At 42.4% G+C, this 16,896-nt stretch carries 18 protein-coding genes; 7 read left to right on the top strand and 11 right to left on the bottom strand.

Annotation, left to right across the window (positions count from 1 at the left end; genetic code table 11):
• Positions 1-59 precede the first annotated feature (59 nt).
• The 6 genes from H7844_14200 to H7844_14175 all read right to left on the bottom strand — a co-directional run bounded on the left by H7844_14200 (position 60) and on the right by H7844_14175 (position 3,478).
• A complete protein-coding gene (locus tag H7844_14200) occupies positions 60-725 on the bottom strand; it encodes a hypothetical protein (protein MEO5358432.1) in 666 nt (221 codons plus the stop codon).
• Positions 685-1,413: a FlgO family outer membrane protein gene (locus H7844_14195; protein MEO5358431.1), complete on the bottom strand. Its 729-nt coding sequence runs from the start codon at positions 1,411-1,413 to the stop codon at positions 685-687. The genes H7844_14200 and H7844_14195 overlap by 41 nt, the downstream gene beginning before the upstream one ends.
• Entirely contained in the window at positions 1,410-2,168 is a 759-nt protein-coding gene (locus H7844_14190) for a FlgO family outer membrane protein (protein MEO5358430.1), read from the bottom strand. Before H7844_14190 ends, H7844_14195 begins: the two co-directional genes overlap by 4 nt.
• A 54-nt stretch (positions 2,169-2,222) precedes the next feature.
• Complete coding sequence (locus H7844_14185; protein ID MEO5358429.1) at positions 2,223-2,513, bottom strand: hypothetical protein; 291 nt, start codon at positions 2,511-2,513, stop codon at positions 2,223-2,225.
• Positions 2,514-2,539: 26 nt separating this feature from the next.
• Positions 2,540-2,863 (bottom strand): hypothetical protein, encoded by a 324-nt coding sequence (locus H7844_14180; GenBank protein MEO5358428.1) that lies wholly within the window; start codon positions 2,861-2,863, stop codon positions 2,540-2,542.
• Positions 2,864-2,926: 63 nt separating this feature from the next.
• The gene (locus tag H7844_14175; protein ID MEO5358427.1) at positions 2,927-3,478 is read right to left on the bottom strand and encodes a hypothetical protein; all 552 of its coding nucleotides are present in this window, start codon (positions 3,476-3,478) and stop codon (positions 2,927-2,929) included.
• 463 nt (positions 3,479-3,941) lie between these two features.
• On the opposite strand from H7844_14175, the gene H7844_14170 reads away from it, so the two are divergent.
• Positions 3,942-4,469 carry a helix-turn-helix domain-containing protein gene (locus H7844_14170; GenBank protein ID MEO5358426.1) on the top strand — a complete coding sequence of 176 codons (528 nt, stop codon included), beginning with the start codon at positions 3,942-3,944 and terminating at the stop codon, positions 4,467-4,469.
• 248 nt (positions 4,470-4,717) lie between these two features.
• On the opposite strand, the gene H7844_14165 is transcribed toward H7844_14170, so the two are convergent.
• The 3 genes from H7844_14165 to H7844_14155 form a co-directional block, all read right to left on the bottom strand.
• Complete coding sequence (locus H7844_14165) at positions 4,718-6,106, bottom strand: peptidoglycan DD-metalloendopeptidase family protein (GenBank protein ID MEO5358425.1); 1,389 nt, start codon at positions 6,104-6,106, stop codon at positions 4,718-4,720.
• 71 nt (positions 6,107-6,177) lie between these two features.
• Entirely contained in the window at positions 6,178-7,728 is a 1,551-nt protein-coding gene (locus tag H7844_14160; protein ID MEO5358424.1) for a hypothetical protein, read from the bottom strand.
• 44 nt (positions 7,729-7,772) lie between these two features.
• Complete coding sequence (locus H7844_14155; GenBank protein MEO5358423.1) at positions 7,773-8,129, bottom strand: hypothetical protein; 357 nt, start codon at positions 8,127-8,129, stop codon at positions 7,773-7,775.
• Positions 8,130-8,309: 180 nt separating this feature from the next.
• Between H7844_14155 and H7844_14150 the strand changes: the two genes are divergently transcribed.
• Positions 8,310-8,462: a hypothetical protein gene (locus tag H7844_14150; protein ID MEO5358422.1), complete on the top strand. Its 153-nt coding sequence runs from the start codon at positions 8,310-8,312 to the stop codon at positions 8,460-8,462.
• A gap of 96 nt (positions 8,463-8,558) precedes the next feature.
• A complete protein-coding gene (locus H7844_14145; GenBank protein MEO5358421.1) occupies positions 8,559-8,864 on the top strand; it encodes a divalent-cation tolerance protein CutA in 306 nt (101 codons plus the stop codon).
• Positions 8,865-8,872: 8 nt separating this feature from the next.
• Here the strand turns inward: H7844_14145 and H7844_14140 are convergent, their stop codons facing one another.
• Positions 8,873-10,825 carry an aconitate hydratase gene (locus tag H7844_14140; protein ID MEO5358420.1) on the bottom strand — a complete coding sequence of 651 codons (1,953 nt, stop codon included), beginning with the start codon at positions 10,823-10,825 and terminating at the stop codon, positions 8,873-8,875.
• Positions 10,826-11,163: 338 nt separating this feature from the next.
• Here H7844_14140 and H7844_14135 point away from each other — a divergent pair, with 338 nt between their 5' ends.
• From H7844_14135 to H7844_14120, 4 genes are all read left to right on the top strand, one after another.
• The gene (locus H7844_14135; protein MEO5358419.1) at positions 11,164-12,522 is read left to right on the top strand and encodes an FAD-binding protein; all 1,359 of its coding nucleotides are present in this window, start codon (positions 11,164-11,166) and stop codon (positions 12,520-12,522) included.
• A gap of 155 nt (positions 12,523-12,677) precedes the next feature.
• A complete protein-coding gene (locus H7844_14130) occupies positions 12,678-14,018 on the top strand; it encodes a HAMP domain-containing histidine kinase (GenBank protein ID MEO5358418.1) in 1,341 nt (446 codons plus the stop codon).
• The gene (locus H7844_14125; GenBank protein MEO5358417.1) at positions 14,015-14,731 is read left to right on the top strand and encodes a YggS family pyridoxal phosphate-dependent enzyme; all 717 of its coding nucleotides are present in this window, start codon (positions 14,015-14,017) and stop codon (positions 14,729-14,731) included. Before H7844_14130 ends, H7844_14125 begins: the two co-directional genes overlap by 4 nt.
• Positions 14,728-15,888 carry a M20/M25/M40 family metallo-hydrolase gene (locus H7844_14120; GenBank protein MEO5358416.1) on the top strand — a complete coding sequence of 387 codons (1,161 nt, stop codon included), beginning with the start codon at positions 14,728-14,730 and terminating at the stop codon, positions 15,886-15,888. The genes H7844_14125 and H7844_14120 overlap by 4 nt, the downstream gene beginning before the upstream one ends.
• Positions 15,889-15,894: 6 nt before the next feature.
• On the opposite strand, the gene H7844_14115 is transcribed toward H7844_14120, so the two are convergent.
• Positions 15,895-16,644, bottom strand: a complete 750-nt coding sequence (locus H7844_14115) for a Bax inhibitor-1/YccA family protein (GenBank protein ID MEO5358415.1) — start codon at positions 16,642-16,644, stop codon at positions 15,895-15,897.
• Between the last annotated feature and the right edge of the window lie 252 nt (positions 16,645-16,896).

Here is a 16,896-nt window from a genome sequence, read left to right as displayed (position 1 = left end):
GCATATACCTCAACTGGAAAAAATATGAGCACAACAGTCACAGCTTAATCAAATCTTACCTAGTAAAGAGACCTTCCTGAGGTGTGTGAGCCCATTACATCAGCAACCTCTGTCATAAGAAGTGCACTTAGCTGCTTAGGGAGCGCAGATGCAATATTGTAGCTCTTCATCTCTGTAATGGAAAAAGCCTTCTTCGGCACCGATGTTTCACATCTGTCAAGGTACAGCAGTGTAATCTCTCTTTTAGGGTCTATAACTCTGAAGGTAGCATAAATTTGCGACTGCCGTGTTTCACCGCCTGAAATTATATTGTGTATTTCACCAACTATGATGAGATTATAGCCGTTTTCCTTGGAATACTTCATAAGATATTTTAAGTCGTCAATAGCTTGGCCTGTTTTTTCAACGATACGAAATGTCTTTCTTTGAAGGAACAGTTTATGTAAATAATCTGCCATATACTCTGAAATTTCCTTTGCATCTTTTGAAGATTTAAAATTAAAAATAGCAACCTTGCTTTCAAAGACAAGTTTTTGTTTAGGCTCTATATAAACGGCATTGACACAGGGCTGTGACTCTTGCCGAGACTTGGCCAGTGTTGATGATTTCATTGAAATATCATAATTATCAGGCCTGAGAGAAACATTCTCACAACCGGTAAGCATCAGAATAATTATTCCTGCTCTAATTAGCCGGCACTCTTTCATATACCGTGACAGGTTCATTGTCAGTCTCCTTAGCGGGTTGTTGTTTTTTCTTTTTTGAATTCCTGCCGTATCCGCTGTCATGGTTTGAGGAGCCGGAAAGGTTCTTTTGCCTTACAAGAGAGTCAACCTCTTGGGTGCGAACCAGACGGGTTGTCCAGGCGGAGTAGAGTTTAGAATCTGAAATTCCGATTAATCTGCCGTTAAACACTACAGACTTCTCAGTAACGGTATATGTGCCGACGATAACACTCTTAGCATCATGCTTCTTTACAAGGTCTTTTAGATCCCTTGTGAGCATAAATTCGCCGTCGTTTTTTACAATATCAATGGCATTGCCCTTTCTCATTTCTATGATCTCGAAATTTTCTGCATGAAGCACAGTCATCACCATCTCCGAAAAAAGCCGTCCAAGGGCGGAGGTTTGTGACAAATCGTTTAGGTCTGCAAAGGTGGTAATCAGTATGGGAGAGATAGTTGATGTATCGGTTCTGTAGAAATTAGCCTTCAAGTTTGTAAGAATCCCTCTTGACATATCTTTGGCGGCCCCCTCAAGATCGTCAAAGACATCATACATACCCTCGTGATAGCCGGGTTTTGCGCCTGCCGGAGGGGCTTTCTTATCAAGGCCCAACATAGTGCAGCCTGTGGCCGCAATAAGTACAACTATCAGAGCTACGACTGTCTTTAGACATCTACATGTTGTCATCTTTTTCTCTGCCTGATTTGAACACCGCTGTTGCTGTCTTTTAACTCATCGGGGTGGCTTAAAAGGTATCTTAGGTCATTTGTAAGATGCAGCCTGTAGGAGGCTGCTGCTAAGACTTCCGACTTCCCGGGGTCAATTATCCGTGCATTGATAAACACATCACAGGGGCCCACCTCATAGGTGCCTGCAAGAACCAGTGTGTCAGGATAGCTCTTCCTTGCCGGGTCCTGTGGTTTATCAGAGGACTTTTTCTTAGTCTTCTTAGAAGATTTCTTTTTAGAGGGCTGAGGCAGCACGTCTTTTGTATAAGTATCTTTACGAACCGGACCGCGGGAGAGAAAGAATTCGCCGAAATTCTCAGCCATTTGAATTGTTCCGGTCTCCCTGACATCAGCCACCTTAAATCCCCTTTTATGAAGTTCTGAGCTTGTATCCTCAGCCAATATTCTGCCAAACTTTGTCGTTCTGTTGAGATTGTTTAAATCCACAAAGGTGGTAACTATGATTTTCCTGTCGTCTTTGTAAAGGTATCCGTAGTACTCAAGTTGCGCTACAAGATATGCGGCTTTGAAAACGCTTTTGTCACCGGATTCCCTGACTCCCTCATCATTGCGGCCAAATAAATTATTGATAAAACCGCATCTCTCCTCATTTTTAGGTATCCGTACCTTGTATCTGCCGTCTGCACACGATACAGGCAGAAGGAATAAAAGCGCAAAACTCAGAAATATCAGTATTCTAATAATTAAAGCCACACATTAAACTAATAAAAATTAATGCTAATTGTCAAATATCAGGTAAAATTATCATCAACTGTTGTCATCCGGCTCTTTAAGTATTTTATACACATATGACAGGCTGTATCCGGTTTGGCGGCAAAGTTCACGGTGGTTGCCGCCTGTAAAATTACTTTGAATGAATTTGCGTTTGGCATTTTTAATTATTTGCTCCTTCCCCGGAATGTAAATCAACTGTTTTGAAAAATGCTCTAATATTAAAAGCATATTTTTCATACCTATAAGCTCGGCTATCTCTCTCAGGTTTTCCGGCAAACTCTCAATTTGCACAGAGTGCAGCCAGTGTGAATCACAACTTTGCATGTTTATCAAACTTCCCCCTGCTCATCTTACCGCCTTAACTTTCTCCCTCGCTTGTAAGCACCTATCACCACACACTCCCTGCATACCCCTTCCTCAGCACATCGCAACCACGACGGGCACTTTAGTGCTGTACACAAAAACTGCCTTTTTTCCTGCTCAAACTCTTTGCTGCAATATACATAAATGTCCCTGGCCGATAACTCATAACAAGTTGCCTCCTCCTGTGCCTTCATGCACCCGGCACACGTTATTACGGCTATCTTTCCTATTCGCACCTCCTCCTTCTCTATAAAGCTGCCGGGGATATGAAGTGCCGCCTCCGTTAACATCATAAGTAACCGCTTGTCCATCTTTACCCTCTCTCCTGACACTCATCCTTAGCCTGCGCATCAGACTGTAGGCATTGTCAAGCACTAGTGCCTGAGACGACAGGAGCTCCGGCGTCCTCTGTGTTTGTCCTCAAGCCGTTTAAGAAGTGCCTCTATATCATCCTTATGCTGCGGTGTTATGGGTATCACCACGCCATCGTATTTGATTGTGCCGCCCTCTCCTATCTCTGCGTTTTGTGTCGATATCTCGCGTCCGAGATACTTGATCTTTGAGTAATCCAGACCGGTAAAATTCGCAAAATCCACCAGAAATTCTGCGTTAAACGGTTTAAGATCGGCAAGTTGTTCGTCTATACGTTTTCTGTCGTGGCCGACATAGCTGCAAAAGTCTGACCAGGCCATCCCTAGTTTCTTATACTTGCCGGAGTCTTTTACACTTTTAAAAAATATGAGCTTAAGAAATCTACCCTGTGATTCGCTGTAAACCGCCGCCTTTATTTTTCCGGCTGTCTCAAATATTTCCGACCTGATTCGTTCCATCTCAGTGTATCCTTCACCTGCACGCTTTTCTTTCCCCTCACATCGCTCCGTCTTTTCAGCGGTGCCCTTAGCCGGCAATCTTTTTACTTTAGACATAAAGACTCCTCTTTTGTTTTTTTATTGGTTTTGATATATTCATTCTTTTTATACACTCTTTTAAAAATATTTCTCTTTTAGTTTCTTATATTTAACCGTTTTTTTAACAAAATGTTGTAATTTCTGATAATTTCATTGACTCCTCCTGCAAAATATTTTAAAATAAAAGGTAATATTAAACTCATAAGATACTTAATACTTGCCACATGCACAATGTCTTCTAAAGAATTTTAAACCGGCGGAGCCTCTGTTGAGTATGTAACATGAGAGCATGGTAGTTCCATCCGGACTTTTTGGATTGTTCGTAACACGCATATGGCATAAAAAACGTGGGGTATTACAATATGCGTATGCAACAGACGGCATGTGTGGATATGTTTCCCTGTGGATGGTAGATGAATACATACTAAGCATGGGGTAATTATATTCGCTATTGCGATATTTGTCAAGAATTATGTTCGCTATGGAGAATATAAATATAGGATCCCGGATAAAAAGAATCCGGAAGGCTAAAAAGCTAACGCAGCGTATATTTGCGCAGGAGCTGGAGACATCTGCGGGGTATATAAGTGAGATAGAGTCGGGGAAAAAGTTACCTGGTTCAGAGCTCATGGTATCTCTGATGCGGCGTTTTAACATAAACATAAACTGGTTATTAAGCGGCCTGGGGGAGATGTTTAATGAAAGGCATATTCGTTACAAGATTCACAATGCCGTGGCGCATGAGGATTTATCAAAGACAGGGTTAAAGATTTGGCTTGATGAGTTTTGGGATACCGCTGCAGATGATGAAAGAACATGGTTGCTGGTACAATTTAAAAAGTGTTTCCCTGATTATGCAAACTGGATTGAATTAAACAGGGACTTATTGAGTGAACTGGTACTACGTGAGACGGGCTGCTGCATCAGACAAAGCCAGGGAGAGTATGCAAAGCCGACATTTTCTGTAAACCAGCGGCAGGAGGATTATGGTAATGACGGTTCGGAGTAAACTGCTTGACAGACCTTTCCTTAGCGGGGTTTGGGGTCCCTTCCCCACGGCCCTCCCCGCCGCCTAATTCTCACATAGCCGAAAGGTAAAAAATGTCACCTGAAAGGGCGTAACAAAGTGGAGCAATTTTCACTCCCTATGCGGGTTGGGGTGTTTTCCCCAGTTGTCTGCCTGAAGGCTACCCTTTTTAAGCCCACAGGGGCTTATTCTTTCTTTTACCCACTCAAAACGTGAAAGAACCCTTTTTTTTATAGTAGCACGTCAAGATTAACGCATAAACCGTATATATTATGCTCTGTAGTGTCAGTTTTAATAGATATTATATAATCAGAAGCTGCCTCAGAGTATAAACCTAATAGCTTTGGAAGCGTATATTCGGTTTCGTTTGAAAAGGTAGAGCTACTATTTGATTTCCATGCAATTTTAGCTTTTGTCGTAAGGTTTAAATCAAAAATTAAAATATCCTTACAAAACAAATTTTTATGAAAATTGATGAATACCTGAGAATTCCTGTCGGTAAAAGGTGTGACAATAGTAGAAAAGTGAAACAGATGAACTGCGTTGAAAAAAACTGTACCTAAATCTGCAAAAGTGTAGCCTGTACTAAATTTAAATCCTGGATAGTTTGCATTTCTGGTCATTTTATATTTATTATCACTAATGGAGCTGGAACATTCAGCGTATATTGTATAATTCTTATTCGGAACTTCAGCAGTCATTAATCCTATAAAGTTCTCATAATTTCTGGGGTGCCCGATACTTACAGGTGTTGTTGCTTTATAAAAAATATCAGTATCATTGTCTCTTGTGTGTAATTCTCCTGCTAAAATATAAAGGTTTAGGTTAACTTCATTGTTATTACTATCGTATGCAGACAAATCTATATGATCACAAAGATTTGAGTTATAGACCCAGTTGAAACCAATTACTCCCTTTTTATTGTTTTCGCTGAATAATTGTGCTTTTGACCAACCGTATCCTTCTGTTGAGGATGATTGTATGGCAGGTTCTATAACATAACCACTGCCATGAAAGTAAGGTAAGTAGTTTCCAGAGGTATATGATTGACCTTCTGTTGGAATACCATTTGTTACATCATCAAATGAAATTTGAATAGATTGACAATAAGGATCAGAGTTACCGGAACAATTATTTTGTACTTGAAAATGAAGATGATCACCACATGTATAACCAGTCAATCCCACCTGGGCAATGTCCTCTCCCTGTAATACGTAATCTCCCTTATTTAATTTTGACGATTGTTGTTTCAAGTGCCAATATACAGCTTCAGTTCCGTCTCCATGATCTATAACAATATAATTAGCGTCGTTTTGATACTTAATATCGCATCCAGAAGTGTTAGAATCCATTTTTATATGAGCGACTGTCCCACTTCGTGAAGCTACAACTGTTTGGCCATCATTAACATTAAAATCAAATGCATATTTTGATTCTCCATTATGACTTGGTGAGCTATTATTTCCCTGTGTGAGCTTAACAGAACCAAGGCTAGGTTGATATGGTAATCTATAGCTTTGTTCACTTTCGGCTGAATTATAAAATGCACAATAGCCGGATGCATTTAATAATAAAATTACAATCGTACTAATAAATACATAAATGTTCATTTTTTTCATAATCATCTCCTTCTTAACATTCTACCTGCCTTACAGACAAGTATTGTTATTAAATGTTGCTAAGCTTAATATTAAAACCCCACTAACATCTTTTTACTTCCAGGGCCGACAGAGCTGTTATCTTCACATATAAACCCTGCTAAGTTGCGTTTAGGGTTAGTTGTGCCCTGAAAACATGCCATTAAAATGTTTTTACAACTTAGCCCCGTGCCGGTTGAATTAAATGTGAGTGTTCCGGCATATGAGGTCGCTAAACCAAGCTCTGATGAAATATCCATCGTATCGTTTCCAAAGTAGATTAATTGATCACTAAATGTCATTAGTTTAGACATTTTGCTAAAGAGCTTGGTTGAGATAAATTCTTTCTGTGCTCCAGTTGGGGTTCCTGATGAGTTTGCTCCGACAGAAAAGTAAATATTTATTACGTTATCAGTTGAAATATTCGATATAACACAGTAGGTCACATTATTGGTATTGGTGTGAAAATAAGGTAAAAAATATGTGACTTTTGATTTTGTTGTTGATGTTATATTGTCTGATGTTAAGGATGTGGTTGTCGTTGTTGAGTTTCCGGATGTTATGGATGTAGTTGTTGTGGTTGTGGACGTTATGGATGCAGTTGTTGAGGTTGTGGACGTTGATGAACTGGTATATACGCCTGTATAAATATAACCTGAGCCAACTCCGGCAGCAAGTTTTGTACCATCTGAGGATGAGGCTATTGGAAGCCAAACTCTGCTTCCAGCATTTGTTTGTTCTGTCCATGTAACACCTGAATCTGTTGATATATAAATATACCCATCATCAACTGTAGCGGCAAGTTTTGTACCATCTGAAGATAATACTATTGAGTACCACAATTTACTTCCAGCATTTGTTTGTGCAATCCATGTAGCACCTGAATCTGATGATGTATAAATATAACCACTTCTGACTGTAGCGGCAAGTTTTGTGCCATCTGATGATGATGTTATTGAAAACCAACTTCTGCTTCCAGCACTTGTTTGAGTCGTCCATGTAGCTCCTGAGTCAGTAGATGTATAAATATAACCACTTCTGACTGTGGCGGCAAGTTTAGTTCCATCTAATGATAACGCTATTGACCACCAACTTCTGCTTCCAGCATTTATTTGAGCCGTCCATGTAGCTCCTGAGTCAGTAGATGTATAAATATAACCTCCTGACTCCACGGCAGCAAGTTTTGTGCCATCTGATGATGAGGCTATTGAATACCAACTTCTGCTTCCAGCATTTGTTTGAGCCGTCCATGTAGCTCCTGAGTCAGTAGATGTATAAATATAACCTCCTCCTGTCTCCACGGCAGCAAGCTTCTTACCATCTGATGATGATGTTATTGAAAACCAACTTCTGCTACCGGCATTCGTACGAGTAATCCATGTAACACCATAGTCAGCAGATGTATAAATATAACCTCCTGACCCGCTCCCATATTGATCAACAGCAGCAAGTTTTGCACCATCTGAGGATGCTGCTATTGAACGCCAATATCTGTTCCCGGAGCCTGTTTGCTCGGTCCATGTCCAGTCAGCATGGGAGTCAGAGCTGAATATTAAAATACTTAAAACAGCTATACAGACAGTATTAATAGTAAAATATCGCATAATGTAATCTCCGTTTAAAGCTGGTTAATACTATTAACTAACGTCTAAAATTTTTTAATTGTCAATAATGGGTACAAATAACCGGTAAAGCCATTGTTTACTGAACAGCTATAAACACCTTTACTGCTTGAACACCAATACGACAGTGAACCATAAGTAAGCCCTACATTTGTTTCCTCAGTACTACCCGAGATAGTTACTGCCGATGATTCACTGTTATAACAACAGATAAAAAAAACAAGAAAAGCTAAATATGTCACTTTTTCATCCAGATGAGGGTCATAAGAGTATGTCTTATTCTCATAGTCTCTGTAGGTATCAGGACTTACAAGCCCGACATCAGGGTTATTTACACGGCTCTTATCCCTGTGGCTGCACTGTTCTATTGGTTTCTTTGCCATTCTTTATTAAATTAGTAAGTAATTATTTGTAACGTACACTGTAAAGTGTGAATATGTCAACAGGATATAAAAATTTATTGCCGGATTTGTGATAAATCACCGGATAATATCTTGAGTAAAATTGCAGATTTTTATTAGAATGAGAACCATGTCAGGACCAAAAAAATATTCAAAGAATGTATGAACAGTATAGTTTATGCACTGTTGGAGGATGATATAATAGTGATAAGAGAGCTTTTGGAGAGGACAAATGAAATCGTACCGGAGCAGATAAGGCGTTCACTACAGATAAGACAGTTGGAGGTATTGTCACAGCTTCAGTTGATGAATTAAAAAATATGTTTGAATTATAGTGGCTTGCACACAGGCAAACGCTATCGGGACTTACAACCCGAATATGTATAATCTAAATTGGTGAAGGGAGGGCTTATGGAGCACTATGTTGTGCTAATAACGACGCCGGATGAGGTTACGGCAAAGAGCATATCTGAGGCCATTGTCAAAGATAACCTTGCAAAGTGTGTAAATATTATAAAAGAGGTTAAATCCGTTTTTCACTGGGAAGGGAAAATTGAAAATGAGAATGAATCCCTGATGATTATAAAAACCAAAAAGGAAAATTTCAAGTCCCTCATGGAAAAGGTAAAGACGCTGCATCCTTATACAGTACCGGAAATCATTGCCCTGCCCATAATTGAGGGCTCGGAGGACTACCTTAATTGGCTGCAATCCTGATAAATCATTTACTGCTTCATACTTGTATTTTTGGTATATGGCAAAAGGCCGCCGGCTAAGATTAATTCACTTTCCCTTTGATTGAGGCTGGATGTGCAGGTAAATGAAAAAGCTCCGGTTTCATTTGTAACAATGTAAGACTGGGCACCGGTTACGGATGTTTTAAGACCGGTAAATTTAAGTCTGTCGCCCTGATTAATTTTTTCAACATCGGCAGGGTCAGCAAACACAAGCGGTAAAATTCCAAAATTGATTAAGTTTGACCGGTGGATTCTGGCAAAAGAAAGCGCAATAACCGCCTGTATGCCTAGAAACATCGGAGCCAGTGCCGCATGTTCACGTGAGGAGCCCTGTCCGTAGTTTTCACCGCCGACAATAATGCCGCCTCCGCTTTTTTTAGCCTCCAGTGCTCTTTTAGAAAAACCGTCATCTATGTTGCTAAATACAAAATCAGATATTGCCGGAATGTTTGACCTAAAGGGCAGCACTTTGGAGCCCGCCGGCATAATGTCATCCGTTGTGACATTGTTGCCGCATTTTATGAGTACGGTAGCCGAAATCTCGTCATTGAGAGGCTCCTTAACCGGCACCTCTTTAATGTTCGGCCCTTTGACTATCTCCACATTGCCGTCGTCTTTGGGAAAAACCAGCATATTGCTGTTGACTATGTACTGAGAGGGCTCTTCAATTTCAGGAATATTTAAATCCTTAATATCCCGTGGGTCGGTGATTTCACCGCACAGGGCTGCAACAGCACAGGTCACCGGGCTTGCCAGATATACAAGAGCGTCTTTTGTACCGGAGCGGCCCTCGAAATTTCTGTTAAACGTTCTTAATGAAACATGCCCGCTGCCGGGTGCACCCCCCATACCAATACACGGCCCACATGAAGACTCAAGCGTCCTTACCCCTACGGCTATCATCTCTCTAAGGCTTCCATCCACTGCTATCATTTCATATACCTGCTTGGAGCCGGGATTAATCAACAGATTTACATTTTCAGCAATGTTTTTCCCTCGTAAAACATACGACACCGCCTTCATAGATTGGTAGGATGAGTTTGTGCAGCCCCCGATACAAACCTGATTGACTTTTATCCCTGCAACATCTTTGACCGCAACAACATTATCAGGGCTGTGCGGCATAGCTATCATAGGCTCTAAAGACGACAGGTCAAGCTCAATTGTGCCGTCATAGAGGGCGTTTTCATCAGCCTTCAGCTCTGTCCAGTCAGAGAGTCTGCCCTGTGCTTTGAAGAAATCTCTGGTTTTTCCGTCACTAGGAAAAATCGAGGTGGTAGCTCCAAGCTCCGCTCCCATATTGGTAATTGTAGCTCTCTCCGTCACATTCAAATCATTAACGCCGTCACCGCCATACTCAAAAATACAGCCGACCCCGCCCTTTACAGTAAGCATTTTTAAGAGTGTCAGGATGACATCCATGGCGGTAACATATGGTCTGTTGAGTTTTCCTGTAAGTTTAACGAGCACAACCTTTGGCATAGTTAATTCAAATGGGGAGCCTGCCATCACTGTGGCGGCATCAAGGCCTCCCACTCCAATGGCTATCATGCCGGCGCCGCCGTTTGTGGGAGTGTGGCTGTCCGTACCCAGTGCTATTGCCCCGGGAAGTGAAAACCTCTCGAGATTAACCTGATGACAGATACCGTTGCCGGGACGTGAAAAATATGCGCCAAACCGTGCCGCCGCACTTTGCAAAAAAGCATGGTCATCGGGATTCATATAATTTGACTGTATCATGTTATGGTCAATATACGATACAGCCACAGGCACCTTTACTTTATCAATTCCCATTGCTTCAAACTGAAGCCATGCCATCGTACCCGTTGCATCTTGTGTGTAAACCTCATCCACTCTTAATCCTATCGGGGTTGTGGTAGTCAACTCTCCATAGACTTTATGTGATTGAAATATCTTTTGTACTATATTATTTGCCGCCAATTGATGCCTCCTGAATTTTTCTTTTATATCACAAGCCGCCTTATACCAAGTTGCATTCAATCGCCTAACTTTGTTGGCTTTGACACAAGCTCCTTAACGTCTCCCCTAAAAAGGGCAATCCCCTGTAAGGGGAGGTGTCGCTTGCTCCTTGCCGCCTGTGTTTACTTCTGAACGCAGCATGGTTTGACATATGGTAATAATATTTACCGGCATTGGTCAAGTGGTATTGTATAAAAAATTTCAATGAAAGCCGTAATGCTGCCCCAACAACTTTCACCGGATATTTTCCGTTAACTTTAGCATTTGTGTTACAATACAAAGCATATGGGCAGGCAGCGATGAAAAGTCTCGGCAAATTGCTTTTAGAGGGGACATTTACCACAGAGAAGGAGGACCTGATCTGTTATGGGTATGATGCCTCAGGGTTGGATAACTGTCCGACAACGGTAGTGTGGCCGATAAATACACTGGATGTCATCAAGACCGTTAAATTTGCCCGTGAAAACGGTTTAAAAATAATTCCCCGCGGAGCAGGCAGCGGTATGACCGGAGGCTCAGTGCCGGGCAAGGATTCGCTTGTTATAAGCTTTGAGAAAATGAACCGGATACTGGAAGTGGATACCGGTAATTTATCTGTGATAGTGGAGCCGGGGGTGATAAACGGGCATCTTCAGGGAGAGCTTGAGGATACCGGGTTTTTTTATCCGCCCGATCCGGCCAGCCTAAACATCTGTACGATAGGCGGTAATGTGGCCGAAAATGCAGGGGGGCCGCGCGCTTTGAAGTATGGTGTGACAAGAGATTACGTTATGCAACTGGAGGCGGTGCTGCCGGATGGAAGGTTAATAAGCACAGGGGTGCAAACCTCAAAGGGAGTGGTCGGATATGACCTTACGCGGCTGCTTGTCGGCTCTGAGGGTACTCTTGCCGTAGTAACTAAAATACGGCTTAGGATTTTGCCTGCCCCTGAGACCGTTGTCACCATACTGTGCGCATTTGACAGTATAGAGTCGGCAGGTAAAACCGTCTCAAAAGTAATAGCCTCCGGGGTTTTGCCCAGAACTATGGAGATAATGGACAGAATGACCCTTATGGCCGTAAACAGATATAAAAATGTCGGGTTTCCTGAAAATGTGGACGCCATGCTTCTTATCGAGCTGGATGGAAACCGTAGGGCGATAGTGCAGGAGGCTGAGAAGGTGTCAAACATTTGCAGCTCCTTTGAGGGTAAAATAAAAATAGCCGAGGACAACACATCACGGGAGATGCTCTGGGAGGCCAGAAGGGCGGTATCTCCTGCTCTTTATAAAATAAGCCCTACAAAGATTAACGAGGACATTGTGGTGCCTATAAGCAGGGTGGCGGATATTCTTGTCACCATACAGAAGTTTTCCGAGAAATCAGGAATTCCCATCGCCTGTTTTGGCCATGCCGGAGACGGCAATATTCACGTTAACGTGATGACTGACAGAAGTAATAAGGAAAGTGTGTTGAAGTCTGAAAAAATAGTCAGAGAGATATTTAAGGCCACGCTTGATATGGGGGGAACCATATCCGGCGAGCACGGTATCGGCCTTACAAAGGCTAAGTACATAGACATGGAGCTTGACAGCGTTAATCTTGAAGTAATGAAGGGGATTAAGAAACTATTTGACCCCGGGAATATTTTAAATCCCGGAAAGGTATTTCCTTCCTAAATGTCTTTGTTACCGCTGCCTAACGGTTTTTTGATGCCTTTGCATTTGAGGAAATCCCTGAGAAGTTTAAACTATTGACATGGTAAAAGTGCTTTTGTTAGACTTGAGCACGCTATAAGCCGGTTTAATTTAAACGCTGTGAGAGGTAGAAAAACATGGCTTTAATGAGCCAAATACTGGATTACGTAGAAAGTAAGCGCAATGCCTACAGACAGTACGATTTTTCGCAGGAGCAGGCCGACGCCCTTAAGACATTTTACGACCTTGCACAGGAGTTCAATGAAATAGAGGATCTCTATTATTTGTGTGTGGCTGTACCGAGGGTGTTTTTAAATCTGGATGCTATGCTGTACCTCTACGATACACGCACGCTTGAACTTACTTTGGTGGCAAAGACGGATGAACCTGAAAAAGGGCTGTACAAACCGCCCCCTGACGGCATTAGCCCTGCCGAGGGCACTTATAAAACGGCAGGCAGCCTCGTCATAACAATTAAAGGAAAAATCATTCTGAGTGAGCAGTTGCCAAACACTCATAAGAACAACATTCTGGGCATATTAGTGGTATCTCCCAACACTAACCTCACAGACGCTGACGAGTTCTTTTTGGAAAAGTATGCAAACCGGATAGGCTTTAACATTCATAACCGCATGTTGCTTAATAAAAACATAGAGCACCTAAAGTTTATCCGCAATCTGGTTGCCGATATCGAGCACAATATCATAGTACCCAACATGATTTTTAAGTTATTCTTGCGCCGGATGAAAGGTAAAATTACAAAAAACCTGGAGATTGAAAAGTTTCTCACTAAGTACTCCCGTGATGTGGAGTGCGATGAGGTATGCATAGAGCATCTTTTAGCTGAACTGACAGAGGTAAACCAGGGCCTTATCGATGAATTTCAAAACATAGACAAACACTACCAAAACACATCGCTGTTTCTCGAAACCCTCTTTAGAAAGAGCCATTTTGACAAAGGACATCTGACTCTCAGAACAAAACCATGTAATATGCACAAGGATGTAATCCTTCATCAGGTTGACCGTTTTACTGACCGTTTTAAGGAGATGAATATAACCGTAGAGGACTGTTGCAGTAAGGAGGCTGATGAGATTATAACTGTAGTTGACCTTGGCCTTATTGCACAGGTTTTTGCCAATCTTTTTTCCAATGCTTTAAAATACACAGACTATGCCATCGATGAAAATGGCAAAAAATATAAACTGGTACGCTACTGCAGGGAGATACAGAAAGACTATTTTGGAGCAGGGAAAGACGGCGTGAAGTACAGTGTGTTTACAACCGGTGAAAACATAAAATCTGAGGAGCGGGACAAAATTTTTGAGGAAGGGTACAGGGGGTCAAACATAGGGTCACGCCCCGGGACAGGCCATGGACTTACGTTTATTAAAAATGCAGTGGAAATTCATGGCGGAGTCTTTGGTTATGACCCGATGCCTAAAGGAAACAGTTTTTATTTCGTTCTACCCCTATGATTGATTCTCAGGAGCTTGCCGGACGGATTTCCAACATTAACAAGGCTATCTGTAACACCTCCATAAAAACAGGTAGAGACCCGGATGATGTGACCCTGATAGCCGTCTCCAAGTACTATTCTACAGAACTGGTATCTGTGGCTGTTGATTTGGGGGTGCGGGACTTTGGGGAGAGTTACGTAAAAGAGGGGATTGAAAAAATCCAATCCCTTGCAGGGCACGATTCATTTGCCTGCACAAGATGGCATCTGCTGGGACATTTGCAAAAAAACAAGGCAAAAAAAGCTGTTGAATTTTTTAATTATATTCACTCGGTCGATTCCACGGAGCTTGCCCTGATTTTAGATAATGAGGCTAAGAAGTCGGGCAAGATACAAAAAATTCTCATCCAGCCAAAGCTCTCACCGGAGGATACAAAAACCGGTATAGCAGTTGATTCCATGCCTGAGCTGTTATGCGCCGTTGCAGAGATGGAAAATCTGCAACTAGTGGGTTTTATGGGAATTCCGCCGGTCTTTGGCGACCCACAGATGAGCCGTCCATTTTTTCAGCGCTTAAGAGCGCTCAGAGATGATGCAATAAGAGGCGGCTTTACGACAGCGCTGCACTTATCTATGGGCATGTCGGATGATTTCCGTGTGGCAATAGAGGAGGGTGCTACAATGGTACGGGTGGGAAGTGCCCTGTTTGGACGGAGGGAAGAGAGCAGTTGAGTACAGAGCAGATTCTCACCGGCTGTGTTAACACGGAGCGGATTATTGATAATTTTCTCGAGCTTACCGGTATAAACTCGATGTCGTTTTGTGAACAGAAGATAGGAGGAGTGCTAACCGGAAAGTTAAAAGAGTTAGGATTTTCGGTGATGTTGCAGTCCTACGGCAAGTCTTTTAATCTGCTGGGGTATAAGAGGGGAAACGCCGCCGGAGCGATGCCCCTAATCTTAAGCAGCCACATGGATACGGTAGAGCCGACGGAAGGGCTTAGGGTGATACGGGAAAATGGAGTAATCAGGACAGACGGAAAAACGGTATTAGGAGCAGATGATAAGAGCGGGATAGCACAGATATTGGAGGCACTTAGGGTAGTACAGGAAAGGGGACTTGCCACAGGTGACATAGAGGTTGTGTTTACATCGGCGGAGGAAAGGGGGCTCTTTGGCGCTAAAAATCTTGACTTTAGTATGTTGAAAGGGACACATGCGCTGGTGTTGGACAGCAGCGGCAGTGTCGGCAAGGTAGTAGTGTCCGCACCAACTCATGATGCCTACACAATGCGCATAAGCGGGCGCTCCGCCCATGCCGGCATAGAGCCTGAAAAGGGAATAAATGCGATAGTGGCGGCGGCTAAAATCATTTCCGGGCTGCCCGACGGCAGAATTGATCCGCTCACAACGGCTAACATAGGTATTATCGGTGGAGGCTCGGCCACAAACGTAGTGCCAAGGGAGGTGACCATAGAGGGTGAGATGAGAAGCCACAGCCTTGAAGCCATTGAGCGTTTGAAAGTAACAGTGTTTGATACTGCATCAAGGCTGGCAAGAAAAAATCAGGTAAAAATCCAGATTGAGGATAAGCGCCATTATACAGGATTTAAAATTTCAGAGGATGACTCCTTTGTCAAACTCATAGACGGGGCTTTCAAAAAAAACGGTATAATTGCCGAGCATCTCGTCTATGGAGGCGGCTCAGACGCCAATGTGTTTAACGACAGAGGCATTAAGTCACTGGTGCTTTCAACAGGAATGCAGCAGCCTCATACAACAGAGGAGCATATATATGAGAAGGACCTCACTGCAGGGGCACAAGTAGTCCTTGATGCCGTCATTTCCTTCAGAACTTATTCAACCTGTGCCGGTCTAAGAAGCATATGAAGCGTACTAATCGCCTGAGGCAATCTCTCTGAGTATCTGCAGCAGCCGTAATATCTCCAGATACAGCCAAACCAGTGTAACCAAAAGGGCAAAGGCGCCGTACCATTCCATAAACTTAGGAGCACGTGCTTTTACCGACTGCTCAATTAAGTCGAAATCCAGCACCAGATTTAATGCGGCAATGGCTGTAACGACAAGGCTGAAGCCGGCACCGATTACTCCGCTAAACAGAAAAGGTATGCGTATATTAAACAATCCTAAGACCATAGAGACCATGTAAATTAAAAATACGCCTCCTGTTGCCGCTATTACACCGGATTTAAATTTTTCGGTTGCCCTGACTAATCCTGTTTTATATGCAAACAGTAAAACAACAAGTGTGCCGATTGTCAGAACGACAGCCTGAAAAGCTATTCCTGGATAGGCCGCCTCACATAAGGAGGACACACCTCCTATGACAAGTCCCTCAAACACAGCGTAAACCGGCGCTGTTGCCGCCGCCCAGTTGTTTTTTAATATTGTAACCAGCGCCGTGATTAATCCGCCTATGAGCCCGATTATAACAAATGGCAGTATTGCCTGAGGACCGCCGGCATAAAACCGGTTCCACGTCCACACCGCAGAGACCATTAGAATCAGTATCAGAAGCAGCGATTTATTTACCGCCCCTTGTATGGTCATTACCTCGGAATATCCCGAAATACCTCTATACTTTGCTAAAGCATTGCCTCTGAGGGCAGGATTATATGTCTTCATTGTTATCCTCCTTTAAATCTTAAAATCTGTATCAGTACAGTATTATAACAAAAAAACGCTACATATGCAAAACGAACATCCCGAAATCCGATATAGAAAAACCTGTATCCCGTTAAAAGTGGTTTTAGAGGAGAAACTTCAGATTACAGCAGACCTATGTATTTTGTTCCACTATAAAAAGTTTATTTTTTCATCAACAATACTAAAATCAATATGGATTTTCATCATTTTATATATTTTTGAACATAACTC

This window comes from Nitrospirae bacterium YQR-1, assembly GCA_039908095.1.
Lineage (GTDB): Bacteria > Nitrospirota > Thermodesulfovibrionia > Thermodesulfovibrionales > Magnetobacteriaceae > Magnetomonas.
Note: the sequence above shows the minus strand (reverse complement) of the source record. Positions and strands in the feature narration are given on the sequence as shown.